Annotated in this window: 27 protein-coding genes and 1 other annotated feature; of the genes, 9 read left to right on the top strand and 18 right to left on the bottom strand. The window is 53.5% G+C overall.

Annotation, left to right across the window (positions count from 1 at the left end):
* Positions 1 to 3: 3 nt before the first annotated feature.
* From pheT to AB1287_RS05930, 8 genes are all read right to left on the bottom strand, one after another.
* On the bottom strand, positions 4 to 2,391 hold the full coding sequence (pheT, locus tag AB1287_RS05965; RefSeq protein WP_435617228.1) for a phenylalanine--tRNA ligase subunit beta: 2,388 nt from the start codon (positions 2,389 to 2,391) through the stop codon (positions 4 to 6).
* Positions 2,392 to 2,406: 15 nt separating this feature from the next.
* The gene (gene pheS / locus AB1287_RS05960; protein WP_312625754.1) at positions 2,407 to 3,390 is read right to left on the bottom strand and encodes a phenylalanine--tRNA ligase subunit alpha; all 984 of its coding nucleotides are present in this window, start codon (positions 3,388 to 3,390) and stop codon (positions 2,407 to 2,409) included.
* A 63-nt stretch (positions 3,391 to 3,453) separates the two neighbouring features.
* Positions 3,454 to 3,577 (bottom strand) — a sequence feature (Phe leader region).
* Entirely contained in the window at positions 3,528 to 3,572 is a 45-nt protein-coding gene (gene pheM / locus AB1287_RS05955) for a pheST operon leader peptide PheM (protein ID WP_001386830.1), read from the bottom strand. Its footprint overlaps the feature before it by 45 nt.
* A 130-nt stretch (positions 3,578 to 3,707) precedes the next feature.
* Positions 3,708 to 4,064 (bottom strand): 50S ribosomal protein L20, encoded by a 357-nt coding sequence (rplT, locus tag AB1287_RS05950; RefSeq protein WP_000124852.1) that lies wholly within the window; start codon positions 4,062 to 4,064, stop codon positions 3,708 to 3,710.
* Between the two features lie 51 nt (positions 4,065 to 4,115).
* Positions 4,116 to 4,313 carry a 50S ribosomal protein L35 gene (gene rpmI / locus AB1287_RS05945; protein ID WP_003030583.1) on the bottom strand — a complete coding sequence of 66 codons (198 nt, stop codon included), beginning with the start codon at positions 4,311 to 4,313 and terminating at the stop codon, positions 4,116 to 4,118.
* A gap of 96 nt (positions 4,314 to 4,409) precedes the next feature.
* The gene (infC, locus tag AB1287_RS05940; protein WP_071777538.1) at positions 4,410 to 4,952 is read right to left on the bottom strand and encodes a translation initiation factor IF-3; all 543 of its coding nucleotides are present in this window, start codon (positions 4,950 to 4,952) and stop codon (positions 4,410 to 4,412) included.
* A gap of 3 nt (positions 4,953 to 4,955) precedes the next feature.
* Complete coding sequence (gene thrS, locus AB1287_RS05935; RefSeq protein ID WP_312625757.1) at positions 4,956 to 6,884, bottom strand: threonine--tRNA ligase; 1,929 nt, start codon at positions 6,882 to 6,884, stop codon at positions 4,956 to 4,958.
* A gap of 269 nt (positions 6,885 to 7,153) precedes the next feature.
* Entirely contained in the window at positions 7,154 to 7,351 is a 198-nt protein-coding gene (locus AB1287_RS05930) for a Cro/CI family transcriptional regulator (protein ID WP_435617227.1), read from the bottom strand.
* 106 nt (positions 7,352 to 7,457) lie between these two features.
* Here AB1287_RS05930 and AB1287_RS05925 point away from each other — a divergent pair, with 106 nt between their 5' ends.
* Positions 7,458 to 8,180, top strand: coding sequence for a LexA family protein (locus AB1287_RS05925; protein WP_435617226.1), 723 nt, complete (start codon positions 7,458 to 7,460; stop codon positions 8,178 to 8,180).
* Between the two features lie 111 nt (positions 8,181 to 8,291).
* Here AB1287_RS05925 and AB1287_RS05920 read toward each other — a convergent pair whose 3' ends face one another.
* The gene (locus AB1287_RS05920) at positions 8,292 to 9,068 is read right to left on the bottom strand and encodes a LamB/YcsF family protein (protein WP_435617225.1); all 777 of its coding nucleotides are present in this window, start codon (positions 9,066 to 9,068) and stop codon (positions 8,292 to 8,294) included.
* Between the two features lie 84 nt (positions 9,069 to 9,152).
* Between AB1287_RS05920 and AB1287_RS05915 the strand changes: the two genes are divergently transcribed.
* Positions 9,153 to 9,683 carry a DedA family protein gene (locus AB1287_RS05915; RefSeq protein ID WP_435617224.1) on the top strand — a complete coding sequence of 177 codons (531 nt, stop codon included), beginning with the start codon at positions 9,153 to 9,155 and terminating at the stop codon, positions 9,681 to 9,683.
* Positions 9,684 to 9,723: 40 nt separating this feature from the next.
* Here the strand turns inward: AB1287_RS05915 and AB1287_RS05910 are convergent, their stop codons facing one another.
* Positions 9,724 to 10,482, bottom strand: coding sequence for a DUF481 domain-containing protein (locus tag AB1287_RS05910; RefSeq protein ID WP_312625761.1), 759 nt, complete (start codon positions 10,480 to 10,482; stop codon positions 9,724 to 9,726).
* A gap of 314 nt (positions 10,483 to 10,796) precedes the next feature.
* Here AB1287_RS05910 and pfkB point away from each other — a divergent pair, with 314 nt between their 5' ends.
* The 3 genes from pfkB to AB1287_RS05895 all read left to right on the top strand — a co-directional run bounded on the left by pfkB (position 10,797) and on the right by AB1287_RS05895 (position 13,066).
* Complete coding sequence (gene pfkB / locus AB1287_RS05905) at positions 10,797 to 11,729, top strand: 6-phosphofructokinase II (protein ID WP_435617223.1); 933 nt, start codon at positions 10,797 to 10,799, stop codon at positions 11,727 to 11,729.
* 90 nt (positions 11,730 to 11,819) lie between these two features.
* Positions 11,820 to 12,122, top strand: a complete 303-nt coding sequence (gene ghoS, locus AB1287_RS05900; protein ID WP_312625765.1) for a type V toxin-antitoxin system endoribonuclease antitoxin GhoS — start codon at positions 11,820 to 11,822, stop codon at positions 12,120 to 12,122.
* Between the two features lie 86 nt (positions 12,123 to 12,208).
* Positions 12,209 to 13,066, top strand: a complete 858-nt coding sequence (locus AB1287_RS05895; RefSeq protein WP_312625766.1) for a fructosamine kinase family protein — start codon at positions 12,209 to 12,211, stop codon at positions 13,064 to 13,066.
* 45 nt (positions 13,067 to 13,111) lie between these two features.
* Here the strand turns inward: AB1287_RS05895 and tonB are convergent, their stop codons facing one another.
* Complete coding sequence (gene tonB, locus AB1287_RS05890; protein WP_435617298.1) at positions 13,112 to 13,831, bottom strand: TonB system transport protein TonB; 720 nt, start codon at positions 13,829 to 13,831, stop codon at positions 13,112 to 13,114.
* A gap of 221 nt (positions 13,832 to 14,052) precedes the next feature.
* On the opposite strand from tonB, the gene AB1287_RS05885 reads away from it, so the two are divergent.
* Positions 14,053 to 14,349: a YciI family protein gene (locus AB1287_RS05885; protein ID WP_312625767.1), complete on the top strand. Its 297-nt coding sequence runs from the start codon at positions 14,053 to 14,055 to the stop codon at positions 14,347 to 14,349.
* 46 nt (positions 14,350 to 14,395) lie between these two features.
* Here the strand turns inward: AB1287_RS05885 and AB1287_RS05880 are convergent, their stop codons facing one another.
* Positions 14,396 to 14,569, bottom strand: coding sequence for a YciY family protein (locus AB1287_RS05880; protein WP_312625768.1), 174 nt, complete (start codon positions 14,567 to 14,569; stop codon positions 14,396 to 14,398).
* Positions 14,570 to 14,706: 137 nt separating this feature from the next.
* On the opposite strand from AB1287_RS05880, the gene cls reads away from it, so the two are divergent.
* Positions 14,707 to 16,167 carry a cardiolipin synthase gene (cls, locus tag AB1287_RS05875; RefSeq protein ID WP_312625769.1) on the top strand — a complete coding sequence of 487 codons (1,461 nt, stop codon included), beginning with the start codon at positions 14,707 to 14,709 and terminating at the stop codon, positions 16,165 to 16,167.
* 34 nt (positions 16,168 to 16,201) lie between these two features.
* Entirely contained in the window at positions 16,202 to 16,531 is a 330-nt protein-coding gene (locus AB1287_RS05870; protein ID WP_097163992.1) for an HI1450 family dsDNA-mimic protein, read from the top strand.
* A gap of 206 nt (positions 16,532 to 16,737) precedes the next feature.
* On the opposite strand, the gene oppF is transcribed toward AB1287_RS05870, so the two are convergent.
* The 6 genes from oppF to AB1287_RS05840 form a co-directional block, all read right to left on the bottom strand.
* A complete protein-coding gene (gene oppF / locus AB1287_RS05865; RefSeq protein ID WP_312625770.1) occupies positions 16,738 to 17,742 on the bottom strand; it encodes a murein tripeptide/oligopeptide ABC transporter ATP-binding protein OppF in 1,005 nt (334 codons plus the stop codon).
* On the bottom strand, positions 17,739 to 18,749 hold the full coding sequence (locus AB1287_RS05860; RefSeq protein ID WP_435617222.1) for an ABC transporter ATP-binding protein: 1,011 nt from the start codon (positions 18,747 to 18,749) through the stop codon (positions 17,739 to 17,741). Before AB1287_RS05860 ends, oppF begins: the two co-directional genes overlap by 4 nt.
* Positions 18,750 to 18,760: 11 nt before the next feature.
* On the bottom strand, positions 18,761 to 19,669 hold the full coding sequence (gene oppC, locus AB1287_RS05855; RefSeq protein ID WP_435617221.1) for an oligopeptide ABC transporter permease OppC: 909 nt from the start codon (positions 19,667 to 19,669) through the stop codon (positions 18,761 to 18,763).
* 14 nt (positions 19,670 to 19,683) lie between these two features.
* Positions 19,684 to 20,604: an oligopeptide ABC transporter permease OppB gene (oppB, locus tag AB1287_RS05850; protein ID WP_097163997.1), complete on the bottom strand. Its 921-nt coding sequence runs from the start codon at positions 20,602 to 20,604 to the stop codon at positions 19,684 to 19,686.
* Positions 20,605 to 20,722: 118 nt separating this feature from the next.
* On the bottom strand, positions 20,723 to 22,354 hold the full coding sequence (gene oppA, locus AB1287_RS05845) for an oligopeptide ABC transporter substrate-binding protein OppA (RefSeq protein ID WP_312625775.1): 1,632 nt from the start codon (positions 22,352 to 22,354) through the stop codon (positions 20,723 to 20,725).
* Positions 22,355 to 23,097: 743 nt separating this feature from the next.
* Positions 23,098 to 23,745 (bottom strand): YchE family NAAT transporter, encoded by a 648-nt coding sequence (locus AB1287_RS05840; RefSeq protein ID WP_312625777.1) that lies wholly within the window; start codon positions 23,743 to 23,745, stop codon positions 23,098 to 23,100.
* Positions 23,746 to 24,222: 477 nt separating this feature from the next.
* Here AB1287_RS05840 and adhE point away from each other — a divergent pair, with 477 nt between their 5' ends.
* Positions 24,223 to 26,898, top strand: a complete 2,676-nt coding sequence (gene adhE / locus AB1287_RS05835) for a bifunctional acetaldehyde-CoA/alcohol dehydrogenase (RefSeq protein WP_312625779.1) — start codon at positions 24,223 to 24,225, stop codon at positions 26,896 to 26,898.
* Position 26,899 lies beyond the last annotated feature (1 nt).

The following is a 26,899-nucleotide window of genomic DNA, read 5'->3' as shown; positions in this document are numbered from 1 at the left end:
GGTTCAATCCCTCAATGATGCCTGGAATCGCTCTTTTAATGCCTCTACGCATTTGGCAACGGTAGCGGCAATATCCTCTTCTTCGAGTGTACGGCTGGTATCCTGAAGGATCAGGCTGATGGCGAGGCTCTTGTGCCCCTCCGCCACACCCTTACCGCGGTACACGTCAAACAAGTTTACGCCAACTACATGATTTACGCCAACTTTCTTGCACTCTGCGAGAATATCGGCTGCAGGGACGTTTTCTGCCACCACCACCGCGATATCACGACGGTTTGCCGGGAAGCGAGAAACCTCCTTCGCCTGAGGCACCACGCGGTCTGCGAGCTTGTTCCACTCCAGCTCGAACACCATCGTGCGACCGTTCAGATCCAGCTTACGTTCCAGCTCCGGATGAACAACCCCAATGAAACCAATGCGTTCGCCTTTCAGATAAATCGCCGCAGACTGGCCCGGATGCAGTGCCGGATTCGCTTCGACCCTGAACTGGATATCACCCAATTTACCGGTCAGATCCAGTACGGATTCGAGATCGCCTTTTAAATCATAGAAATCAACTGTCTCTTTCGCCAGGTTCCAGTGCTCTTCGTAGCGGTTACCGCAAATAACGCCGCTCAGCATAACGTCCTGACGAATGCCCAGCGGAGCTTGCGTATCAGGTACAAAGCGCAGTCCGCTTTCGAAAATGCGCACGCGGCTCTGCTGACGGTTCTGGTTGTAGACCACGGTGCCAAGAAGACCTGTCCACAGCGACAAACGCATGGCGGACATTTCACTTGAGATTGGGCTTGGCAAAATCAGCGCCTCTTCACCAGGATGAATCAGTTGCTGAACTTTCGGGTCGACGAAGCTGTAGGTGATCACTTCCTGGTAGCCTTTGTCATTAAGCATGGTTTTCACACGCTTGAGTGACAGGTTCGCTTCCTTGTGAGATCCCATGATCAGACCCGCCTGCACTGGCGCATCCGGGATATTGTTGTAGCCGTAGATGCGCGCGACTTCTTCAACCAGATCTTCTTCGATTTCCATATCGAAACGCCAGCTTGGCGCAACGGCCTGCCATTCGTCCTGACCTTCGATCACTTCACAGCCCAGACGGCGCAGAATGTCGCTCACCTGTTCGTCGGCAATGTGGTGACCAATCAGACGATCCAGCTTACTGCGGCGCAGCGTGATGGTGGCACGCTTCGGCAGAGTGGTTTCGTTGGTCACGTCGATAACCGGACCCGCTTCGCCGCCGCAGATATCAATCAGCAGACGCGTGGCACGTTCCATCGCTTTGTATTGCAGTGCAGGATCCACGCCGCGCTCATAGCGGTGAGAAGCATCCGTGTGCAGTCCGTGACGACGTGCGCGACCGGTGATGGACAGCGGATTGAAGAAGGCGCATTCCAGCAAGACATTCTGCGTTTCGCCATTCACGCCGGAATGCTCACCACCAAAGATGCCGCCCATAGCCAGCGCTTTGTTATGGTCTGCAATCACCAGGGTATCGGCATTCAGTTTGGCTTCGCTACCGTCCAGCAGAACCAGGGTTTCCCCCTCTTCCGCCATGCGCACAACAATGCCGCCCTCGATACGATCGAGGTCAAACGCATGCATCGGCTGACCCAGCTCCAGCAGAACGTAGTTGGTCACGTCCACGACGGCGTCGATGGAACGAATGCCACAGCGGCGCAGCTTCTCTTTCATCCACAGCGGCGTGGCGGCTTTCACATCGATGCCTTTGACCACTCGGCCAAGGTAGCGCGGACAAGCTTCGGTGGCTTCAACCTTGATTGGGAAAGTATCGCTGATGGCGGCAGCAACAGGCGCCATTTCCGGCACGTTCAGCGGCTGCTTGTTCAGTACCGCAACGTCACGAGCCACGCCGATGATGCCCAGACAATCAGCGCGGTTTGGGGTCACGCTGATTTCAATGGTGTTGTCGTCAAGCTTCAGGTATTCGCGGATGTCGGTTCCCAGCGGGGCATCAGCAGGCAGCTCAATAATACCGCTGTGATCGTCGGAAATACCCAGCTCAGAGAAGGAGCACAGCATCCCTTCAGAAGGCTCGCCGCGCAGCTTCGCCGCTTTGATTTTGAAATCGCCCGGCAGCACCGCACCGATAGTCGCCACGGCTACTTTCAGGCCCTGACGGCAGTTTGGCGCGCCGCAAACGATGTCCAGCAGGCGATCGCCACCGACGTTAATTTTGGTGACGCGCAGTTTGTCCGCATTCGGGTGCTGGCCGCACTCGACCACTTCCCCGACAACAACGCCGTTGAACACGCCAGCGACCGGCTCAACGCCGTCCACTTCCAGGCCTGCCATGGTGATTTGGCCCGACAGTGCTTCGCTGTCAATCGCCGGGTTAACCCATTCGCGTAACCACAGTTCACTGAATTTCATTGTTCTGTCCTGCCCTTATTTAAACTGTTTGAGGAAACGCAGATCGTTTTCGAAGAACGCACGCAGATCGGTCACGCCATAGCGCAGCATCGTCAGACGTTCCATGCCCATACCGAAGGCAAAGCCGGAGTAGACTTCCGGATCGATGCCAACGTTGCGCAGCACGTTCGGATGCACCATGCCGCAGCCCAGCACTTCCAGCCATTTGCCGTTTTTACCCATCACGTCCACTTCCGCAGAAGGTTCGGTGAACGGGAAATAGGAAGGGCGGAAGCGAATCTGCAAATCTTCCTCAAAGAAGTTACGCAGGAAATCGTGCAGCGTGCCTTTCAGGTTGGTGAAGCTGATGTTGGTATCAACGATCAGACCTTCCATCTGATGGAACATTGGGGTATGCGTCTGATCGTAATCGTTACGATAGACGCGGCCCGGCGCGATAATACGGATAGGCGGCTGCTGGTTTTTCATGGTACGGATTTGCACGCCGGAAGTCTGGGTACGCAGCAGACGGGTAGCATCAAACCAGAAAGTGTCGTGGTCAGCACGTGCCGGGTGGTGGCCAGGAATATTCAGCGCATCGAAGTTATGGTAGTCATCTTCGATTTCCGGGCCAGTCGCCACGGTAAAGCCGAGCTCACCGAAGAAACTTTCAATACGATCGATGGTGCGGGTGACCGGGTGCAGACCGCCGGTTTCAATGCGACGACCCGGCAGTGAAACATCGATGGTTTCAGCGGCAAGGCGGGCGTTCAGTGCTGCGCCTTCCAGGGCAGCTTTACGCTCGTTTAACGCCTGCTGGACCTGCTCCTTCGCTTCATTGATAACGGCACCCGCGGCCGGGCGCTCTTCCGCCGGCAGTTCACGCAGGGTTGTCATCTGAAGGGTCAGGTGCCCTTTCTTGCCCAGATATTCGACGCGCACATTATCCAGTGCGGCGACATCGTGCGAGTCGTTAATGGCTGCCTTTGCACTGGCAACCAGCTCTGCGAGATGTGACATGGTTTTCCTCAATAATGTCTATGCAAACACCCGTTTGCGGACGTAATAACTTGAAATCTATATACGAAAAAAGCCTCCCTGGGGAGGCTTTCTGGCGCTGTTTTCCGTTTCGTCTTTCACGCGCTAGCCTCCTGAAGTCAGGTGCTAAAGTAAAAAAAGAAGCGGAAAATAGCAGCATTCATGCTTGCGTTACCTTGTCTGAAAAGGTCTGTGAAGTGCTTATTGAAAAGTCTTCACCCTGAAAAGTCAACGTATTGCTGGTGTTACAGGTCAATCTAAAACGAAAAGAGGGAGGCAAGCCTCCCTCTTCAACTGGCTTATGCCAGTGCTGATTTCGCTTTTTCGACCAGAGCGGTGAACGCTACTTTGTCGAATACGGCGATGTCAGCCAGGATCTTACGGTCAATTTCAACAGAGGCTTTTTTCAGGCCGTTGATGAATTTGCTGTAAGAAATACCGTTCTGACGTGCTGCTGCGTTGATACGCGCAATCCACAGTTGACGGAACTGACGCTTACGCTGACGACGGTCACGGTAAGCGTACTGACCTGCTTTGATAACAGCCTGGAAGGCAACGCGGTAAACGCGTGAACGCGCACCGTAGTAGCCTTTAGCTTGTTTCAAAATTTTCTTGTGACGTGCACGTGCAATTACACCACGTTTTACGCGAGCCATATGTGCTCTCCTGTATCTATATTCTTAATGAAAAAATTAAACGTTAACGGCTTATGCGTACGGCAGGCACGCGATTACCAGACCCAGATCGCCTTTAGAAACAAGGCCTTTTGGACGCAGGTGACGTTTACGCTTAGTCGATTTTTTGGTCAGAATATGACGCAGGTTTGCGTGCTTACGCTTAAATCCACCACCACCGGTTTTTTTGAAGCGCTTAGCAGCACCGCGTACGGTCTTAATTTTTGGCATTTTAATAACTTCCACTTCGCATTGTTAATAAACGAAACGTAGGCGAACAAAATCTGTGAGGCCCGAAAGCCCCACAGCGATTGTTACTTGAAGGCCTTACTGTTTCTTCTTAGGAGCGAGCACCATGATCATCTGGCGGCCTTCGATCTTCGTTGGGAAGGATTCGACTACTGCCAGTTCACTCAGATCGTCACGGACGCGCGTCAGCACTTCCATACCAATCTGTTGGTGGGCCATCTCACGACCGCGGAAACGCAGCGTGATTTTGGCCTTATCGCCATCTTCAAGAAAGCGAATCAGGCTGCGGAGTTTTACCTGATAATCGCCATCATCGGTACCAGGACGGAACTTAATTTCCTTAACCTGGATAACTTTTTGTTTCTTCTTCTGTTCCTTCGTAGACTTACTCTTCTCATAAAGGAACTTGCCGTAGTCCATGATACGACAAACTGGCGGCTCGGCGTTAGGGCTGATTTCAACTAAATCGACGCCAGCTTCTTCAGCTTTCTCGATAGCTTCTCTCAGACTCACAATACCCAGCTGTTCGCCTTCGAGACCCGTTAAGCGAACTTCCTGGGCGCGAATCTCGCCATTGATACGATTCGGACGTGCCGTTTGAACTCGTTTTCCGCCTTTAATACCTTATTCCTCCAGTTGTTGAAGACTGCGGCTACGAATTTCCAGTAGCAGCTTCTCAATCACTTCCTCTACGCCCATGCTCCCAAGGTCTTTGCCACGACGGGTGCGCACGGCAACTTTGCCTGCTTCAACCTCTTTGTCGCCACAAACCAGCATATAAGGGACACGACGTAAAGTGTGCTCGCGGATTTTAAAGCCAATCTTCTCATTTCTCAAGTCTGCTTTTACTCGAATGCCCGCATTTTGTAGTTTACGCGTCAATTCGTTAACGTATTCAGACTGTGAATCGGTGATATTCATTACCACCACCTGCACCGGTGCAAGCCATGTTGGGAAGAATCCGGCGAACTCTTCGGTAAGAATACCGATGAAGCGTTCGATAGAACCCAGAATGGCGCGGTGAATCATCACCGGCACCTGACGCTCGTTGCTTTCGCCTACGTAAGAGGCGTTCAGACGCTGCGGCAGGGAGAAGTCCAGCTGTACCGTTCCGCACTGCCATGCACGATCGAGGCAGTCATACAGGGTAAATTCAATTTTCGGGCCGTAGAAGGCACCTTCACCCAGTTGATACTCAAACGGGATATTGTTCTCTTCCAGAGCCACGGCCAGATCGGCTTCCGCACGATCCCACATCTCATCGCTGCCAATACGTTTTTCAGGACGTGTAGACAGCTTGACGACGATTTTCTCGAAGCCAAAGGTGCTGTACATATCGTAGACCATACGAATACAGGCGTTAACTTCATCACGCACCTGCTCTTCGGTACAGAAGATATGCGCATCATCCTGAGTGAAGCCACGGACGCGCATCAGGCCATGCAGCGCGCCTGACGGCTCGTTACGGTGGCAGCTACCGAACTCCGCCATACGCAACGGCAGATCGCGGTAAGATTTCAGACCCTGATTGAAGATCTGTACGTGACCCGGACAGTTCATCGGCTTGATGCAGTACTCACGGTTCTCAGAGGAGGTAGTGAACATCGCATCTTTGTAGTTGTCCCAGTGGCCGGTTCTTTCCCACAGCACACGGTCCATCATGAACGGGCCTTTTACTTCCTGATACTGGTACTCTTTCAGCTTAGAGCGCACAAAAGTTTCCAGTTCACGGAAGATAGTCCAGCCGTCGTTATGCCAGAACACCATGCCCGGCGCTTCTTCCTGCATATGATACAGGTCGAGCTGTTTGCCGATTTTACGGTGGTCACGCTTAGACGCTTCTTCCAGGCGCTGCAGGTAAGCATTCAGCGCTTTTTTATCGGCCCATGCGGTGCCGTAGATGCGCTGCAGCATCTTATTGTTGCTGTCGCCACGCCAGTAGGCGCCTGCAGTTTTCATCAACTTAAAGTGATGACAGAAACGCATGTTCGGCACGTGCGGACCGCGGCACATGTCGACGTATTCTTCGTGATGATACAAGCCAGGCTTGTCATCATGAGCGATATTTTCATCAAGGATGGAAACTTTATAGCTCTCGCCGCGCTTCACAAAGGTGTCGCGGGCTTCGTGCCAGCTCACTTTCTTCTTGATGACATCGTAGTTTTTCTCCGCCAGCTCGTGCATCCGCTTTTCGAGGGCGTCGATATCTTCCTGGGTCAGGGTGTGGTCAAGATCAACGTCATAGTAGAAGCCGTTATCAATGACCGGACCAATAGCCATTTTGGTGTTCGGCCACAGCTGCTTGATAGCGTGCCCCAACAGGTGCGCACAGGAGTGGCGAATGATCTCCAGGCCCTCTTCGTCCTTCGCGGTGATGAGCGAAAGCTTAGCGTCCTGTTCAATGAGGTCGGATGCGTCAACCAGCTCACCGTCTACGCGACCAGCAATAGTAGCTTTCGCCAGACCCGGACCGATATCCAGGGCAACATCCATTGGAGTCACAGCATGATCGAAATGGCGTTGGCTGCCATCAGGAAGAGTAATTACAGGCATTTTATATCCTTATTTGCAGTGGTGCCCCACACGAAAGAGCACATACAAAATTGATTAGTTTATTCATATCAACAAGTTAGAAGGTTTTATTTGCTTCACTCTGCAAACCGCGAGCGCATGGATGGACAAAACCAGTAACGCCTGCCTTCGCCTGCTGATAACGAACGTACATGGTACACGTCATTGTGTGGTTATTAAAGGATGGCGTAAATTGATGTCGCCATAACGTTGCATTCATCTTTCAGAGCAGAAAAGCGTTCCCGGGCCACCTACCTGACAATTGGCTTTCGGCGGTGAGGAAAATCGCGATATTCAACGGCCTTAACCTCTCCGTCTGGCAGCTTGAGGATATAAATCTGTCGCCCTATGCGAACCGCTTTGCTGATCGCCGTCTGATGAACGCCAATGGCTGCTGCTGCTTTTGCCTGACCGACTTCGCTGACGTATTGAGCAAGGGAAATTTTCATGTTCTGTGCCTCCGTGGCATGGCCCGAAGCAACAATACTATGTGTATTGAAATAAACAATACCGGCGGTATTTTTATTTTAATAACCTGGGTATTACTATTTGAATATGGAAAAGAAAAAAGTGCTTACCCCTGCCCAGGCAGATGCCGCCAGGCGCCTTAAAACGCTTTATGAGGCAAAGAAAAAGCTGCTCGGAATCACCCAGCAGTCGATTGCTGATGAACTGGATATTACCCAGGGCGCGGTAGGTCATTATCTGAATGGACGTAATCCGTTGAATCCGGCTGTAGCCTCGGTTTTTGCGCGACTGCTGAAAGTGGATGTAGAAGCGTTCAGTCCAGCCCTTGCAAAAGAGCTGGCTGGCATGGGCGTGGTGAGCGTCAACGATCCCACTGCGCCATATCGAGTTAACTCTGCCCCCGGTAAAAAATATCCTGTTCTTCGTACTCTTCCGGTGACAGCCTGGCATGAGATTTCAGAAATCTATGATGCGCGGGACGTTGAGCTCTGGCTGGACGCCGATATTGAGATTCTCGGTGAAGCCTTCTGGCTAAGAATGGAGGGAAATTCGATGACGGCGCCGACGGGGCTGAGCGTTCCGGAGGGTTATTTTGTACTGTTTGACACCGGTCGCGACCCGGTTAATAACAGCCTGGTACTTGCCACGCTTCCTGGAGCCAGCGAAGTCACATTTAAAAAGCTGATCGTCGACGGCGGTCAAATGTACCTGGCCGGACTCAATCCTCAATGGCCCCTGGTGCCGATTGATGACGATTGTCGGCTGATTGGCGTGGCTCTGGAAACCCGGCTCAGACTACTCCAGACATAACGCTGCTGGTGCATGCAGAAACCTTCAAACGACCTTCAGGTTGGCAGACATACCCAATTTTGAGTGGAGCATCGCCCGCCGGCGCTTGCCTGATGGTCGGTTCACGGCATGCTATACAGCCTGGATAAAAGCCCGGACTGAGATACCTTCAGCCTCCAGCCGCTGACGGATACAGCGCGTCATTTCAACCGCATCCGGGCTGTCGCCATGTACACATACAGACTGTGCTTCGATTGTAACGAACTCACCTTCCACGGAGGTCACACCGCCTTCTAAAATCATCTGAACCACTCGCTGCGCGACCACCTCAGGGTCATGAATCACTGCCCCCGTCTCACGCCGCGAGACCAGAGAGCCGTCCTGATGGTAGGCACGATCCGCAAATGCCTCCACCACTGTACAAATGCCCGCTTCCCTCGCCCACGCAATCAGCGCCGAGCCAGCCAACGCGACTAATGGTAAAGACGCATCAACGGACTGAATCGCGGCCAATACCGCCATCGCCTGGCGTTTATCATGCGCAATCGTGTTATACAGAGCGCCATGGGGTTTCACGTAACTCACCCGTGTGCCTGCCGCCGTTGCCAGCCCCTGCAACGCGCCAATCTGGTAAATGACATCCGCCGTCAGTTCGTCACTGGCCACATCCATGTTGCGGCGCCCAAACCCAACCAGATCCGGATACGACACATGTGCCCCAACGGCGACACCCAACCGTTGCGCCGCGCGTAGCGTCGTGAAAATACCCGCGGGTGAACCCGCATGAAATCCGCAGGCCACGTTGGCGCTGCTGATGAGCGGTAGAATCGCGGCGTCATCGCCCATCGTCCACTGCCCGAAGCTTTCGCCTGAATCACTATTTAAATCAATGCATGGCGCAACCGACATGATGCAAATCTCCTGGCCGTTAGCCTTTCGTTAATCTCTTTCGGTGTATCACTGTTTTACCCGTTTTACCATGAAGGAGACAAAATGGACTTTACGGCACTGATTCAGACCGTGACGGATTTTATCAGCTCTCACCCAAAGCTTGCGCTGGGCGTGATAGCGCTACTCGCGTTTGGCAAATCCCTGGCGTTTATTTCTCTGCTTCTGCCCGCCACGGTGATTTTGCTGGCAACCGGGGCGTTGATTGGTGAAAGCGAACTGCGGTTCATGCCGGTCTGGCTGGCTGCTGCCGCGGGTGCATTCGCTGGCAACTGGCTATCCTGGTGGTTGGGGTATCACTACAGCTATCGAATCACAACGCTCTGGCCGCTATCGCGGAAGCCACAGCTGCTACAGCGTGGACACCTTTTCTTCGAGCGCTGGGGATCATGGGGAGTATTTATCGGACGATTTTTTGGCCCATTAAGAGCCGTTGTGCCGCTCGTCGCCGGGATTTGCAGAATGCCTTCCGGAAAATTCCAGTTAGCGAATGCCGCATCAGCGGCAGTGTGGGCCTTTGGTATTCTGGCGCCTGGCGCATTGGGGATACCGAAGCTGGCCGCGCTGTTTTCGTGAGCCTGAAAACAACCAGGCCGGATTACTCCGGCCTGCATCATTACATCTTGTAGCCCAGCGTTACCGTTGTGCGGCGATCGGTGTGCTCCGGTGCCGATGACGGCGGTTCGGAGTTCCAGGTCACATTGTAAGCCACTTTCAGGCCGAAGCTGTCGTTGATAGCAACGTCCAGCGCGGTTTCTGAGTTGATTGTGGTGTCATCTGCGCCGAACACAGACAGACCCTGGGTGAATTTGGTGGTGTCCGTCATCTGCCAGGCGTAGGTGCCAGAAGCGTAACCCAGCGGCTGAGTTTTGGTATCACCGTTGGTGTACTCGTCGTAACGCACACCTGGACCGAATTCAAAACGCAGGCTGTGCACCGGTCCATTGAGGATCTGGCGACCGTAACCGGCGGTGAACACATCGCGCTGGCGGTAGCCGTTAAAGCGGTCGGTGAGCCAGCTTGCCTGACCAAACAGATAATCATAGTCAGTCATGTTGTAACGAGAGCGCCCGCCGACCTGATAGGTTTCAGAAGAGCGCTCGTCGTTTGAAGAGGTATTACTGGCGTTGCCCCACAGCGACCAGGCAGTGGTGTCGCCATACCAGGTCAGCGTGGAATCGGCGGTCAGGGAAGAACTTTTTGTATTGCCAGACTGCGCCAGATAACCCCCGTTAATTTTACCTTCAAACGGTTTCTTCGCAGTGGATGGGTCATCCATGACAGTAAAAACGGTATTATCGGCCATCGCGTGCAGCGACGCAAAAAGGCCCCCCGCCAGCACAACTACTGCGGGTACTGTCTTGAAAAGCTTCATTTATTAAGAGTCCGTACAACAAAAAAAGAGACCATTACGGTCCCGGAAACTTTCGCGAGGAGCAACGATTGCGGTCCAAAGAAAGGTAACAAATTATAAAAAGGCGTGAATAACATAGCAATGAATTCTTATTTCATTTTTTGAATAAGAAGGATCTCAAAAGGCGTTTTATTTCATATAGCTGAGGCGTCATTTGCGATTGTAAATATGCGAAAAATCAGATCGTTGAACTTTATTCTACACACCCGAAGTGCCAGGCTTAGCCTTGGCCATCCTGGAAACGGCCCAACAGGCTCATGAATGGAGGTAATCGAATGGTTAATATCTGTACGCTTACTCTGGCGCCATCCCTTGATAGCGCCACGGTCACCCCGCAAATCTATCCTGAAGGCAAGCTGCGCTGCAGCGCACCCGTCTTTGAACCCGGCGGAGGGGGCATCAACGTCGCCCGCGCAATTACCTTTCTGGGCGGGAAAGCCACCGCCCTCTTTCCGGCAGGAGGCGCAACCGGCGAGCATCTGATTTCCCTGCTTGCGGAGGAAAACATCCCCGTGCAAACCGTTCAGGCCAGTGACTGGACGCGGCAGAATCTTCACGTTCATGTAGAAAGTAGCGGCGAGCAGTACCGCTTTGTAATGCCCGGTGCCGCGCTTTCCGCTCCGGAATTCCACCTGCTTGAACAGCAAGTTTTACGCCTTACTGCGGGAACGCTTCTGGTCATCAGCGGCAGCCTGCCACCGGGTGTCAGCGTCACAACATTGGTCGGCCTGATTCGCGCCGCACAGCAGCAGGGGATTCGCTGCGTAATAGACAGCTCCGGTGAAGCGCTCTGCGCCGCGCTCGATGTCGGAAACATCGAACTGGTTAAACCTAATCAGAAAGAGCTGAGCGCCCTGGTGCAACGGGAACTGACGCTGCCAGACGACGTACGAAAAGCCGCTGAAGAGATTGTTCAGAGTGGAAAAGCAAAACGCGTCGTGGTTTCACTTGGCCCGCAAGGGGCGTTGGGTGTTGATGCCACCGGTTGCGTGCAGGTGGTTCCCCCACCGGTCAAAAGCCAGAGCACCGTTGGCGCAGGCGACAGCATGGTGGGCGCGATGGTGATAAAGCTGGCGGAACAAGCTTCACTTGGAGAAATGGTCCGCTTTGGGGTCGCTGCAGGTAGTGCCGCCACGCTTAACCAGGGTACCCGCTTATGCTCCCTGGAAAATACCCGCACTATTTACGACTATTTGTGCCGGGCTTAGCCGTTTTCCCGCCACCCACGTGGCAGGAGTCGAAAAATAGCAGTAATCGGCTATGCTATCAAAACTCCATGCTTAACAAAGAGGTTCCCGATGAGCGGTGATATCACGCGTTACGTGGTAGCGGTAAAGTTTCATGAACAAGCGCTGACCGAAATCAACGAGCTCAATAATCACCTGACCCGCGCCGGATTTACCCTGACGCTGGCAGACGATGAGGGCAAAGTGCATGACCTTGGCACCAACACGTTTGGTCTGGTCAGCCCGCAAAGTGAAGATGACGTTCAGGCCCTGACCCTCGCCCTTGCAGAGGCGGCTATCAAGCAAAAGCCCGACGTCAGCGTGACGACGTTTGAGCAATGGCTTCAGTCCAGTACTACCGATACGGCGAGTTAAAACGCGCAGTTGTGCGTCAGTTCGAGTTTTCCACCGCATTTTTGCACTAACCTTATGATCTGGCAGAAAACATGGGGAGAGAGAGCATGTGGCAAGCGATCTGTAGCCTGTTGGAAGAGCACGGAGACGGCGAAATTGAGCTGCGTAACGAACTGCCCGGCGGTGAGATCCACGCCGCATGGCATTTGCGTATCAGCGGCCAGGATTATTTCGTCAAATGCGATGAGCGGGAAATGCTGCCCATCTTCACCGCGGAGGCCGATCAGCTTGAGCTGCTTTCCCGAAGTGAGACCGTTGCCGTACCCGAGGTGTACGCCGTCGGCAGCGACCGTGATTACAGCTTTGTGGTGATGGAGTTTCTGCCGCCCCGCCCGCTTGATGCACACAACGCTTTTTTACTCGGCCAGCAGCTTGCACATCTTCATCAGTGGAGCGACCAGCCGCAGTTTGGCCTCGACTTTGATAACGATCTCTCCACTACGCCGCAGCCCAACGCCTGGCAGCGTCGCTGGTCAACGTTCTTCGCCGAGCAGCGCATCGGCTGGCAGCTGGAGCTGGCGGCAGAAAAAGGGCTGGCGTTCGGTAATATAGACGGCATTGTCGAACACATTCACCAGCGCCTGAGCTCACATCAGCCACAGCCCTCTTTGCTTCACGGCGACCTGTGGTCAGGTAACTGCGCGCTGGGGCCCTCTGGGCCCTATATCTTTGACCCTGCCTGCTACTGGGGTGACCGGGAGTGCGACCTGGCGATGCTCCCGCTGCATCCGGAACAGCCGCCGCAAATCTACGATGGCTATCAGTCCGTTTCCCCGCTGCCAGCGGGTTTCCTTGAGCGCCAGCCGATTTACCAGCTCTATACGCTCCTGAACCGCGCGATTCTGTTTGGAGGTCAGCATCTGGTCACCGCGCAGAAAGCGCTGGATCGCGTGCTCGCCGCATAAAAAAAGCCCCGTTAATTCGGGGCTTCTTCCTTATCCGTCATCAAGTTAGTTGATGGACACGCCCTTCAGGCGGAACTCAATGTTCATGATGATGCCGTTGCCCGGTTTACCCGGCTCGTAGCGCCATTTGCGCAGTGCCGTCTTCACTTCACGCTCAAACATGTTTGAGGGCTGCGCAGAGAGTATTTCGACATTGTCCACGCGACCGTCCGGCGTGACGTCAAATTTCACCCGCACCTTACCTTCGATGCGTAACGCCTGCGCACGTGCCGGATATTGCGGCTCACCGCGGCTCAGCGCGCGCGGACCGGTTGGTGCCGTCACCGCCGGTTTGCTGGGGGCAGGTGCAGTATTGGTGGCCGGGCGGCTCTGCGACGTTGAATTCTCAAACGGCGACGCCGGGCGCGGTTCAACAGGTTTCGGTTCGCGCTTAGGCTCTTCCACCTTTTTCACCGGCTTTGGTTTTGGCTTCGGTTTGGGTTTCGGTTCGGGCTTATGGATAACCACCGGGGCTTCTTTCGGGGGTTCAGGAACCACTTCCGGCTCCGGTTCGGGCTCAACGACCGGCTGCGGCGGTGGCTGTACGGCCTGAGGTGGCTCCAGATCCGCAGGTGAGACCATTGTTACCGTGATCGGCTGTGCGGGTGCCGGCAGTTCAATAACCTGATGTACCGAGGTATAAAGCAGACCTGCCACTACGGCACCGTGAATAGCCACAGAGAGCAATGTGGGCCACGGAAAACGGCGAGGTAAATCGAGGGTCATTGAAGTCATAATCGTTGCAGTTGAAAAATGATGGTCCGATTTTAAATGCAAATAGCAATCATATTCAATAAGCCATCTTATCTTCGGTCAACTTTCTGTGGCTGTTGGGCAAAATAAGTACAGCTGTGCGACAGGTTACGCAGTGGGTAAATCTTTGCATTGCAGTCGCCGACGCTTTGAAATACCGTGTTTCGACAATTGATGAATAAGGAGCTGTGCCCGTGCTTTACGTGATTTATGCTGAAGATGTCGCCGACTCTCTTGAAAAACGGTTATCGGTTCGCCCTGCCCACCTCGCTCGCCTTCAGTTGCTGCAGGATGAAGGTCGTCTGCTGACGGCCGGTCCAATGCCTGCCGTGGACAGTAACGATCCAGGCGCGGCCGGGTTTAGCGGTTCAACGGTCATTGCGGAATTTGCTTCGCTGGAAAAGGCGCAGGCCTGGGCAGAAGCAGACCCGTACGTCGCGGCGGGTGTATATGGTGAAGTTAAAGTACGCCCCTACAAAAAAGTCTTCTGAAGCCTGAAAAAACATGAGGCACCGCGAACGGTGCCTTTTTTTGCTTTCAGAATTCGTAGATGGCAAAAAGCAGTGAATTTCGCTGCCGGGCCACCAGACATTTTCTGATCGCGTGGATGCGCATGTTGCGTCGCGACTGGGCTTCCAGCCACCGCGCTTTTCGACGGCTCGCTTGTCGCTGCATCCGCCAACGCCCCACTTCGTTTCTGCTACGCTTCATTTCCACATCTCTGAGATGAAAGAGCGCACATTATAAACCCTTGCGTCCGGGTGACCAGCGGTTTTGCCCCTGTTTTTGTTTGCCAGATGAGGCCTTCCGCGTACACTCTTAACAACAGGCTTTCAAAAGGATTTTTTATGACAACCTTCTACACCGTGGTGAGTTGGCTGGTCATTCTGGGGTACTGGTTGTTAATCGCGGGGGTGACGTTACGCATCCTGATGAAACGACGCGCGGTACCTTCAGCGATGGCATGGTTGCTGATCATTTATATTCTGCCTTTGGTCGGGATCATCGCTTATCTCTCCGTGGGGGAACTGCATTTAGGGAAACGCCGTGCCGAACGCGCTCGCGCTATGTGGCCGTCAACGGCAAAATGGCTCAACGATCTTAAAGCCTGCAATCATATTTTTGCTGAATCAAACAGCCCCGTCGCCAGTTCTCTGTTCAGACTTTGTGAACGTCGTCAGGGTATCGCCGGGGTAAAAGGCAATCAGCTGCAGTTGCTGACCGAATCTGACGACGTCATGCAGGCGCTGATCCGCGACATTCAGCTCGCCCGGCACAATATTGAGATGGTCTTCTACATCTGGCAGCCCGGTGGCATGGCCGACCAGGTAGCCGAATCATTGATGGCCGCCGCGCGCCGCGGGGTGCACTGCCGCCTGATGCTCGACTCCGCCGGTAGCGTCGCCTTTTTCCGCAGTCCCTGGGCTACGATGATGCGCAATGCAGGGATCGAAGTCGTCGAAGCCCTTAAAGTGAATCTGATGCGTGTCTTCCTTCGCCGTATGGATCTCCGTCAGCATCGCAAAATGATCATGATCGACAACTATATTGCCTATACCGGCAGCATGAATATGGTCGATCCACGCTTCTTCAAGCAGGATGCGGGCGTGGGACAATGGGTGGATTTGATGGCCCGAATGGAAGGCCCGATTGCCACTTCAATGGGCATTGTCTATTCCTGCGACTGGGAAATCGAAACGGGCAAGCGCATTTTACCCCCGGCTCCGGACGTCAACATTATGCCGTTCGAGGAAGCCAGCGGGCACACGATTCACACCATTGCATCTGGCCCGGGCTTCCCGGAAGATCTGATTCATCAGGCGTTGCTGACCGCTGCCTACTCCGCGCGTGAATATCTTATTATGACCACGCCCTACTTCGTGCCGAGTGACGATCTGCTGCACGCTATCTGCACCGCCGCACAGCGTGGCGTGGACGTCAGCATTATCATGCCGCGCAAGAACGACTCGGTTCTGGTGGGCTGGGCCAGCCGGGCTTTCTTCACCGAACTGCTGGCCGCGGGCGTCAAAATTTACCAGTTTGAAGGCGGCCTGCTGCACACTAAAAGCGTACTGGTTGACGGTGAGCTGAGCCTGGTGGGCACCGTTAATCTCGATATGCGCAGCCTGTGGCTGAACTTTGAGATAACGCTTGCCATTGACGATGTTGGCTTCGGCGGTGACCTGGCTGCCGTTCAGGACGACTACATTTCACGCTCGCGGCTGCTGGATCCAGAGCGCTGGTTAAAACGTCCGCTGTGGCAGCGTGGCGCCGAGCGACTGTTTTACTTCTTCAGCCCGTTGCTGTAAAACGTGCCCATTAGCTGAGAATCAGGGTGTCATCATGGATATGGATTTAAATAATCGTCTGACCGAAGACGAAACGCTTGAACAGGCCTACGATATTTTTCTCGAACTGGCAGGCGATAACCTCGACCCGGCAGATATCATTCTGTTTAACCTGCAGTTTGAAGAGCGCGGCGGTGCAGAGCTTTTCGATCCGGCGGAGGACTGGCAGGAGCACGTCGATTTCGATTTAAACCCGGACTTCTTCGCCGAAGTGGTGATTGGCCTTGCGGACACCGACGGCGGAGAGATTAACGATATCTTCGCCCGCGTCCTGCTGTGTCGCGAAAAGGACCACAAAATCTGCCACATTCTGTGGAAAGAGTAAGCCACACGCTGAAATCACAAAAAGGCTGCCATTGGCAGCCTTTTTCATTTCCCGTCCGGTAACGTAATTTCACAGGTGCAGCAATAGTTCGCAGCGGCGGGTACGCCGATTAAACAGAAGCGGTATAAATGCGCGCGCACGGACCGCAGGGCATCAGCCAAAATAACCTGCCAATAAAAAGGGCTGACAGTTGTCAGCCCGGGAAATTATAGCGGGTCCACCTTCAGGCAGGATACGGCGTGTCGGAAACTGCCCTCCAGCACCGGCCGGGTTTTCGCGCATTCCGGCCCGGCAATCGGGCAGCGGGTGCGGAATACACAACCTGATGGCGGGTTGATTGGCGACGGCAGTTCACCTTCGAGCAGCTGTATCGTTTTGTTTTTTTCCAGATCCGGGTCTGGAATAGGCACTGCGGACATCAGCGCTTTCGTGTAGGGATGCAGCGGGTTGTGATAGACCTGATCGTAGGTTCCCAGCTCCACCGCGTGGCCGAGATACATCACCAGCACGCGATCGGAGATGTGCTTCACTACTGCCAGATCGTGTGCAATGAAGATCAGCGACAGCCCCATTTCGCGCTGCAGCTGCTGAAGCAGATTCACCACCTGGGCCTGGATCGACACGTCCAGCGCCGACACCGGCTCATCACAGATAATCAGCTTCGGCTCAAGGATCAGCGCACGGGCAATCCCGATACGCTGGCACTGGCCGCCTGAGAATTCGTGCGGATAGCGGTTAATCAGGTTTGGCAACAGCCCCACTTTCATCATCATCGCCTTCACGCGGTCGCGGACTTCCTGACGTGGCATTTTAGGATGATAGGTGCGCAGTGGTTCAGCAATGATATCGCCGATGTTCATACGCGGGTTCAGAGAAGCCAGCGGATCCTGGAAAATCATCTGAATGTCGCTGCGCACGGCGCGCCATTCGTCCGGCTTCATGCCCAGCAGATCTTTGCCCAGCCATGCCACTTTACCGTCGGTTGCTTTGACCAGACCAATAATTGCACGCGCGAACGTGGATTTACCGCAGCCGGACTCACCTACCACGCCCAGTGTCTCACCTTCATACAGGCGCAGCGTCACGCCATCAACGGCTTTCAGGGTTTTTGACGGCTGCCAGAACCACTGTTTGCCGTCTTTGATGTCGAAATGCACTTTCAGATCGGCAATTTCGAGCAGAACTTTTCTTTCTTCGGTCACGGCGTTCATACCAGATCCCCCACCGGTTTAAAGCAGGCGCGTAAACGGCCAGGCGCAAACTCCTCCAGAGGCGGAGCGGAATGACAAATGTCCATCGCGTGCGGACAGCGCGGCTGGAACGGACAGCCTTTCGGCAGGCGCATCAGGTTCGGCGGGTTGCCCGGAATGGTCAGCAGCGCTTCACCTTCCGCATCCAGACGAGGCACCGCGTTGAGCAAGCCCATCGAATAGGGGTGCGCAGGATGATAGAACACATCACGCGCATTGCCGTATTCCATGGTGCGCCCGGCATACATCACCAGCACTTTGTCACAAATACCGGCAACGACGCCAAGGTCGTGGGTGATCATGATAATGGCCGTGTTGAACTCACGCTTAAGCTCATTCAGCAGAGTCATGATCTGCGCCTGAACGGTCACATCCAGCGCGGTGGTCGGCTCATCGGCAATCAGCAGCTTTGGCCGGCACAGCAGCGCCATGGCGATCATCACGCGCTGGCGCATACCGCCGGAAAACTCGTGCGGGAACATGCGCATGCGCTTGCGCGCTTCCGGCATTTTCACCGCATCCAACATTTTGACCGACTCTTCAAACGCTTCCGCTTTGCCCATGCCTTTATGCAGCATCAGCACTTCCATCAGCTGTTCGCCGACGCGCATGTACGGGTTCAGCGAAGTCATCGGATCCTGGAAAATCATTGAGATCTGCTCAGCGCGCAGTTTGTTCAGCTCTTTTTCCGGCAGGTTCAGGATCTGGCGACCGTTAAAGTTCGCGACGCCGCCAATGCGGCCATTCTGCGCCAGCAGGCCCATCAGGGCGAATGCCGTCTGGGATTTTCCGGAACCGGACTCGCCGACAATCCCAAGCGTCTCCCCCGCCTTCAGGCTGAAGTTGAGGTCATTTACCGCCGTCACATCGCCGTCTGGCGTGGCAAAAGTCACCCGTAAATCTTTCACATCCAGCAGCAGACCTGATTTTTGCTGCTGCGGGGCGTTAACCATTTCAATCGTGCTCATGGCATCACTCCTTAGCGGTCTTTCGGATCGAGGGCATCACGCAGGCCATCGCCGATAAAGTTGAAACAGAACAGGGTTACCACCAGGAAACCTGCCGGAAACAGCAGCAGCCATGGCGAAACTTCCATGGAGTTGGCGCCATCACTCAGCAATGCGCCCCAGCTGCTGAGCGGCTCCTGGGTACCCAGACCGAGGAAGCTCAGGAATGATTCAAACAGGATCATGCTTGGCACCAGCAGTGAGGCATAAACCACCACCACGCCCAGCACGTTGGGCACGATATGACGCACGACGATGCTGGCGGTCGATACGCCACCCACTTGCGCGGCTTCAATAAACTCTTTGCGCTTGAGGCTTAACGTTTGACCGCGCACGATACGCGCCATATCGAGCCAGGAGACCATCCCGATAGCCACGAAGATCAGCAGGATATTTTGCCCGAAGAAGGTCACCAGCAGGATAACGAAGAACATGAACGGGAAGGAGTTCAGGATTTCCAGCAGACGCATCATCACCGAGTCCACTTTGCCGCCCAGATAGCCGGAAAGTGAGCCGTAAAGCGTGCCCAGCACAACGGCAACCAGCGCGGCAGCAATGCCGACCATCAGTGAGATTCGTCCACCAATTGCCACGCGCACCAGCAGATCACGACCAGAAGAATCCGTGCCGAAGTAATGACCGGAAATCATATCCGGCGCGCTGGACATCATGCCCCAGTCAGTATCGAAATAGCTGAACTGCGACAGCATCGGCGCCAGGGTTACGAACAGCGCAATCACCACCAGCACACAGAGGCTGGCGACTGCCGCGCGGTTATGCATAAAACGACGGCGGGCATCCTGCCAAAGGCTGCGGCCCTCAACTTCCAGTTTTTCACTGAAGTGTTCCAGCGCCTCGCTGTTTTTCTTACTCAACATCATGGCGAACTCCAGCGTCAGTAACGGATTTTCGGATCGATAACGGCATAGAGCACGTCAACAATCGCGTTAAACAGGATGGTCAGCGCACCGACCAGAATGGTCAGGCTCAGCACCAGAGAGTAGTCACGGTTCAACGCGCCGTTCACGAACAGCTGACCGATGCCCGGCAGACCATAAATGGTTTCGATAACCATTGAACCCGTGATAATCCCGACAAACGCTGGCCCCATGTAAGAAAGCACGGGCAGCAGAGCTGGCTTCAGAGCATGACGGAAGATGATGCGACGCATCGGAAGCCCTTTTGCACGCGCGGTACGAATGAAGTTAGAGTGAAGCACTTCAATCATCGAACCACGGGTAATACGCGCGATGCTCGCGATGTAGGCCAGCGACAGCGCCACCATCGGCAGGATCATGAACTTCAGCGCCCCGCCGTTCCAGCCGCCGCCGGGCAACCAGTGCAGCGTGATGGCAAATATCATCACCAGCAACGGCGCGACCACGAAGCTCGGGATAACCACCCCGGTCATCGCCACCCCCATGACGGCGTAATCCCATTTCGTATTTTGATTCAGCGCGGCAATCACCCCGGCGCTAACGCCCAGGATAACCGCGAGGAAAAAGGCCGCAAAGCCTAATTTGGCCGACACAGGGAAGCTCGCAGCCACCAGGTCGTTCACCGAGTAATCTTTATATTTGAATGACGGTCCAAAATCACCGTGCGCCAGCTGCTTCAGATAATTGAAATACTGGACGCCGATGGGATCGTTCAGGTGATATTTCGCTTCAATGTTCGCCATCACTTCCGGCGGCAGCGTGCGTTCCCCGGTAAATGGACTGCCCGGCGCAAGACGCATCATAAAGAAGGAAATCGTAATAAGAATAAAGAGTGTCGGAATCGCTTCCAGACAGCGACGTAATATAAATTTCAACATTGCCCGTACCTTCTGGCGTGTGCCTTTTACATGTCCCGGCAGTCAGGCTGCGCGGTCATGCGATAGTGCGTGAAATAAGACACGGTGGGGCAACGTTACGCTGCCCCACGGATTGCCATTAATGCTTAATGATGTACAGATCTTTGGTGTAGATATTGTCCATCGGATCTTTACCGGTATAACCGCCAACCCATGGTTTCACCAGACGGGCGTTCACATAGTAATAGACCGGAACGATCGCTGAGTCTTTGCCCAGCTGCTGTTCAGCTTTGTCATACAGCGCAGAACGCTGTGCTTCGTCAGTCACCTGAAGAGTCTGCTTCATGATCGCATCAAACGCCGGGCTCTTATAGTGCGCGGTGTTCATGGAGCTGTCAGAGAGCATGGTGTTCAGGAAGGAAGTAGGTTCGTTATAGTCCGCACACCAGCCCGCACGTGCAACGTCATAGGTCCCCTGATGACGGGTATCCAGGAAGGTTTTCCACTCCTGGTTCACCAGCTTCACGTCCACGCCAAGATTTTTCTTCCAGATAGAAGCCGCAGCGATAGCCAGTTTTTTGTGCAGATCGGAGGTGTTGTACAGCAGGTTGAAGGTCAGCGGCTTATCAGCCGTGTAACCTGCTTCCGCCAGCAGCTTTTTCGCTTCCGCGTTACGCTGTTCCTGGGTCAGCTTGAACCAGTCTGGTTCGGTCAGCTTCGCGCCATCGGTATACGGTGGGGTGTAACCGTAGGCTGGCAGGTCGCCCTGCGCTTTTACTTTGTTAGTGATGATGTCGCGATCCAGGCCAAGCTTCAGCGCGGTACGGACGCGCACATCGGTGAACGGTGCTTTCTGGTTGTTGATTTCGTAGTAGTAAGTACACAGATACGGGTCAACGTGAACTTCGGTCGGGATCTCTTTTTTCAGCTTCTGGAACAGCTCAATCGGCAGGTTGTTATAGGTCATGTCGATTTCGCCGCTGCGATAGCGGTTGACGTCCGTGACTTCAGAAGAGATTGGCAGATAGGTGATCTGGTCGATAACGGTTTTTTTGTTATCCCAGTAGTTCGGGTTGCGCTCCATTACGATGCGCTCGTTCACCACCCAGTCTTTCAGCTTGTAAGCACCATTGGTGACGATGTTGGCAGGCTGGGTCCACTTCTCACCGAATTTCTCGATGGCGGTTTTGTTGACCGGAGACATTGCCGGGTTAACCAGCAGCTTATAGAAGTAAGGCACCGGCTCGCTCAAGGTGACTTCCAGCGTGTGATCGTCAATGGCTTTCACGCCAAGATCGGAAGTGGGCTTTTTGCCGTCGATGATTTCATCAACGTTGAGAATGTGGCCGTACTGCGGATAGCTCGCATACGGGGACGCGGTTTTCGGATCCACCAGACGCTGCCAGCTATAAACGAAATCTTGTGCCGTTACCGGCTCGCCGTTGGACCATTTTGCATCTTTACGCAGATGGAAGGTCCAGACTTTAAAATCTTTGTTATCCCAGCTTTCTGCAACGCCCGGGATCGGGTGACCGTCTGTGGTCGAAGTAATCAGCAGGCCTTCGAAAAGATCGCGGCTGACGTTTGCTTCCGGCACGCCTTCAATTTTATTGGGATCCAGCGACTGCGGCTCTGCACCGTTGTTACGGATCATCGTCTGCTTGTCTGCCAGCTTAACGCCCGCAGGAACGTCTGCAGCCATTGCATTTCCTGCGATAAGTGCAGCTAAAACACCCGCTGCGATGAGGCTTTTTTTTGTGATGATGGACATTGTGTTGATACTCCGCTCATTATAATTACTGGCTTGTGCCAGCCTGTTTAATCCCCGAAGGGTTTCCCGTACCGCGCAGGAGTGAAAGCGCGTGTCGGGTGGTTTACTGCGTGCTATCACCGACTTCTTTATTACGGTCACTCTTTTTCGGCAACCTTACGTCGATTCTTTACGTTATCCCCCCTGTCGGGATAAACGGTGTTCTTTTCGCGCCAGGAGATTTATTTGGAAATTATTCTCATCTCCGCGTTTTGTGCCGCGAAGCGCCTGCGCGGAAAGTATCAAATGCCTTTCCCGCCCGCCAATACATTTTGCAAATTTGTTAACCAATTCTCTTTTGTGACGCAGGTTTCGAATGAAGCCAACGAGAAGTTAAATATTTATTGCTTTATAATCAAGTAGTTAAAATCATCACTACGGCATACCGTTGATAAGGATGACGCCGAAGAGTTTTTGCACAATAATTTAACAATTGGTTATTATTTAGCACATTACTCTGTCTGAACATTGAAATTACTAATAACATTTCAATTATCCCACGGCAAGCGTAAGAGTATCATGTAATAAAAATAACATTATTGCGCGAGGCAGTATTGAAAAAACGGTAGGTTAATGCATTGATAAGACTGAATTTATGGATGTATAAGCGGCAATGATTACCGGCGGATATTTCAGTTTTTTTGATATGATTTGCTAATAGATGAAAGAGGAAACGAAGCGGCTGCCCCGTTTCCTGTTTACGACTATGCCAGCAGACCCGGGAAAATGGATTTGATGCCGGCCACAATAAACTCAATCCCCAGCGCCATTAGCAGCAAACCCATTATACGGGTGATGACGTTGATACCGGTTTGACCAAGCAGGCGTACCAGCCACGGTGCAATGCGAAACAGCCCCCAACAGCAGAGCGCGAACAACGCAATTGCTACGGAGAAACCAATCAAGTGAGCCCAGTTGTGATAACGCGTTCCCCAGACGATCGTTGAACTGATTGCCCCCGGCCCCGCCATGAGCGGAAGAGCCAGCGGGACAACGCCCACGCTCTCGCGAATAGCCGTCTCTGATTTTTCCTGCTTGTTTTGTTTATCCTCGCCGAGTTTCCCACTGATCATCGACATCGCAATGGTCACCACCAGGATCCCACCGGCAATACGGAAGGAGTCTATCGATATGCCGAAAAGCTGGAGAATGCCGTCACCGAGGAACAGCGAGGTCCATAAAATGATGGCGACTGAAAGGTTAGCCGTCAGGTTGGTTTTATTGCGCGCGGGTGCGGTCTGATAACTGGTCATGCTGATGAACACCGGGATGATGCCCACCGGGTTTACCAGTGCGAATAAGCCAATGAAAAACTTAATATAGGTTGGAAAATCGAACAGCGATTGAATCACGGTAACTCCGCGCCCTCATCAAATGTGGTAGTTGACGTTCAGCCATCATGGAAAACGCGCTGAAGATACGCTGTTTGCCGGCATTCTTCACCACAATTCTACTCGAAAACGCGACTGACAGACGTTGTTATGTATCTGTTTAAATTATGCTAATGTTATTTCGGTCCGAAACCACGATCTTTTAACACTTGATACAAACCGCTAAAAGCGGCCTGCTGAAAGGAGTCAGCTTGGTGTAATCTTGATTTAGATCACGCAATTTGTACTCAGAAGTGGGTAATCTTGATATCGCACCAGGGAGTAGCCCGGTTCCTTAACCGGGTGTAATGGAAGGCTCTTTTAGTAAATCAGTGGAGAGAAGATCGTAAGTAACCTGTTGATTTCATGGCTCTTACGCAAGCTGTTGGCGGTCTGACTATACTGACGTATCGCACAGCTGATTTACTAAAAAAGTTTAACATTATCCAGGAGAGCATTATGGCTGTTACTAACGTCGCTGAACTGAACGCACTCGTCGAGCGCGTAAAAAAAGCCCAGCGTGAATATGCCAACTTCACCCAAGAACAGGTTGATAAAATCTTCCGCGCGGCCGCGCTGGCTGCTGCAGATGCTCGAATCCCTCTCGCGAAACTGGCCGTTGCCGAATCTGGCATGGGTATCATCGAAGATAAAGTGATCAAAAACCACTTTGCTTCTGAGTATATCTACAACGCCTATAAAGATGAGAAAACCTGCGGTGTTCTGTCTGAAGACGACACCTTCGGGACTATCACCATCGCTGAGCCAATCGGCATCATTTGCGGTATCGTACCGACCACCAACCCAACTTCTACTGCAATCTTCAAATCGCTGATCAGCCTGAAGACCCGCAACGCCATCATCTTCTCTCCGCATCCACGTGCGAAAGATGCAACCAACAAAGCCGCTGATATTGTGCTGCAGGCTGCCATCGCGGCGGGTGCACCGAAAGATCTGATTGGCTGGATTGACCAGCCTTCCGTGGAGCTGTCTAACGCCCTGATGCACCACCCGGACATCAACATGATTCTGGCGACCGGCGGCCCGGGCATGGTTAAAGCTGCATACAGCTCCGGTAAACCCGCTATCGGCGTAGGCGCAGGTAACACTCCGGTTGTTGTTGATGAAACCGCTGATGTGAAACGTGCTGTTGCCTCCATCTTGATGTCCAAAACCTTCGACAACGGCGTAATCTGTGCTTCTGAACAGTCCGTCATCGTGGTTGACTCTGCTTATGCAGCCGTTCGCGAGCGTTTCGCCTCCCACGGCGGCTATATGTTGCAGGGCAAAGAGCTGAAAGCCGTTCAGGACATCATCCTGAAAAATGGCGCGCTGAATGCCGCAATCGTTGGTCAGCCAGCAACCAAAATTGCTGAACTGGCAGGCTTCACCGTACCAGCAGACACCAAAATCCTGATCGGTGAAGTGACCGTTGTTGACGAGTCCGAACCGTTCGCTCACGAAAAACTGTCTCCGACTCTGGCAATGTACCGCGCCAGGAACTTCGAAGATGCCGTTGTGAAAGCAGAGAAACTGGTTGAGATGGGCGGTATCGGCCACACCTCTTGCCTGTACACCGACCAGGACAACCAGCCTGAGCGCGTTAAATTCTTCGGCGACAAAATGAAGACCGCGCGTATCCTGATTAACACCCCGGCTTCTCAGGGTGGTATCGGTGACCTGTACAACTTCAAACTCGCACCTTCCCTGACTCTGGGTTGTGGTTCCTGGGGTGGTAACTCCATCTCTGAAAACGTTGGTCCAAAACACCTGATCAACAAGAAAACCGTTGCTAAGCGAGCTGAAAACATGTTGTGGCACAAACTTCCGAAATCTATCTACTTCCGCCGTGGCTCCCTGCCAATCGCGCTGGATGAAGTGATTACCGATGGCCACAAACGTGCGCTGATCGTGACCGACCGCTTCCTGTTCAACAACGGCTACGCAGACCAGATCACCTCTGTTCTGAAGGCCGCTGGCGTTGAAACTGAAGTGTTCTTCGAAGTTGAAGCTGACCCTACTCTGACCGTTGTACGTAAAGGTGCAGAACTGGCGAACTCCTTCAAACCAGATGTGATCATCGCACTGGGTGGCGGTTCCCCAATGGACGCCGCGAAAATCATGTGGGTCATGTACGAACATCCTGAAACCCACTTCGAAGAGCTGGCGCTGCGCTTTATGGATATCCGTAAACGTATCTACAAGTTCCCGAAAATGGGCGTGAAAGCGAAGATGGTTGCGGTCACCACCACTTCCGGTACCGGTTCGGAAGTGACGCCATTCGCGGTTGTAACCGACGATGCAACCGGCCAGAAATATCCACTGGCTGACTATGCGCTGACCCCAGACATGGCTATCGTTGATGCTAACCTCGTCATGGACATGCCTAAGTCTCTGTGTGCGTTCGGTGGTCTTGATGCGGTGACTCACGCCCTGGAAGCTTACGTTTCTGTACTGGCGTCCGAGTTCTCCGACGGCCAGGCTCTGCAGGCACTGAAATTGCTGAAAGAAAACCTGCCAGCGTCTTACCACGAAGGTTCTAAAAACCCGGTTGCTCGTGAACGTGTTCACAGTGCAGCGACCATCGCCGGTATCGCGTTTGCAAACGCCTTCCTCGGTGTATGTCACTCCATGGCACACAAACTGGGCTCTCAGTTCCACATTCCACACGGTCTGGCGAACGCCCTGCTGATCAGCAACGTTATTCGCTATAACGCGAACGACAACCCGACCAAGCAGACCGCTTTCAGCCAGTACGACCGTCCGCAGGCTCGTCGTCGCTATGCAGAGATCGCTGACCACCTCGGTCTGACCTCTTCCAGCGACCGCACCGCGGCGAAAATCGAGAAACTGCTGGCATGGCTGGAAAGCATCAAGGCTGAACTGGGTATTCCTAAGTCCATCCGCGAAGCGGGCGTTCAGGAAGCTGACTTCCTGGCACACGTCGACAAACTGTCTGAAGACGCGTTTGATGACCAGTGTACCGGTGCTAACCCACGCTACCCACTGATTGCTGAGCTGAAACAGATCCTGCTGGATACTTACTATGGTCGTGAGTACACAGAAGGTGATGCAACCGAGAAAAAAGCGGCTGCACCAGCTAAAGCTGACAAGAAAGCGAAGAAAACCGCTTAAC

This window comes from Scandinavium sp. UTDF21-P1B, assembly GCF_040750395.1.
Taxonomy (GTDB): Bacteria; Pseudomonadota; Gammaproteobacteria; order Enterobacterales; family Enterobacteriaceae; genus Scandinavium.
The sequence above is the reverse complement of the archived record's forward strand: the minus strand, read 5'-3'. Positions and strand labels throughout refer to the sequence as shown.